Source organism: Herbiconiux daphne (assembly GCF_024979295.1).
GTDB lineage: Bacteria > Actinomycetota > Actinomycetes > Actinomycetales > Microbacteriaceae > Herbiconiux > Herbiconiux daphnes.
Genome location: NZ_JANLCJ010000147.1, coordinates 1 through 1,064, shown reverse-complemented (window position 1 = coordinate 1,064; position 1,064 = coordinate 1). Strand labels below are relative to the sequence as shown.

The 1,064-nt window shown below is 44.0% G+C and carries 1 protein-coding gene; it reads left to right on the top strand.

Features of this window, described 5'->3' with window-relative positions; genetic code table 11:
* Window positions 1-1,064, top strand: a 1,064-nt coding sequence (locus N1032_RS23690; RefSeq protein ID WP_259542829.1) for a hypothetical protein, incomplete at both ends; no start/stop codon positions are given.

Below are 1,064 nucleotides of genomic sequence, written 5' to 3'. Positions count from 1 at the left end.
AATCTGCTGATAAGGCTTTGGCTAAAGCAAACAAACTTCGTCAGGAAGTTAATGCTCCGCTAGACCCAATGAAGTTGAAACTGATGGTAGAGAAACACGCTAATGACACAGCATTCGGTATCATCCATCAGGGTGAAGCCATCACTGCTGATGCTCACGCTGCTATTCTACGTGCTCAGAACTCTAACTCATTGGCTGGTGCAGGTAACTCACCTATGCTTAAAGGTCGTAGTGGCTTTGGTTATGGTGCTAAGATTCCTTTACCTGATGGTATGGAGTTCAGTCCTAATGACCTTCGTAACTTTGACATTGAAGAAATGCTTCCAGCATATCTGAAACAGGCTAATGGTCACATTGCTGTTATGGGTTCAACAGGTAAATCAGTGCAACAGGTAATCGAACATATCAATGAGGCTCGTAAAGAGGCTAAAGATTTGATGGAGATTGACCCTGCTAAAGCTAAAGCTCTCAAAGCTGAGGTGTCTGTCGCTGAGAATACAATGAAACTATTGCTCCAACGTTCTCGTCGTAAGATGGATGAAGGTGCTAATGACAGTAAAGTAATCTCTCAGATTGGCCGTTCAGTTGGCGATGTAACCTTCGGGACTCATAACTTCTACTTTGGTCTGAATAACCTTGGGGAAATCCCTGCTCTGGTTGCTAAGACTACAGTTGGTATGCTGCGTCAAGGTTCACACGCTATTCGTGATTTGACTAACCCTAACTTGAAACCTACTCGCACTCACGTCAATGCAGTTCGTAATGCAATGATGGGACACGAAGTAAGACAAGCTGTAATCCCAACCTATCGTCAGCTAACAAGACGTTGGCAGGATGAAGGTATGTCTGGTAATCGTGCTCGCATTATGGCTGGACTACAGAAATCAACTGCTGAGTTTGCTAACAAGAACCCAGGGACTTACATTCTTCATAAGTCAAATAGCACAATCATTGCTATGGCAGAGAATCACGCTATCACTGAGATTATGCAAGATGCTCACGGTGTTGGTAAGGCACAGTATCTGGAACCTAAGCACTTGAATGCTGCTGGTTTAACTCCAGAA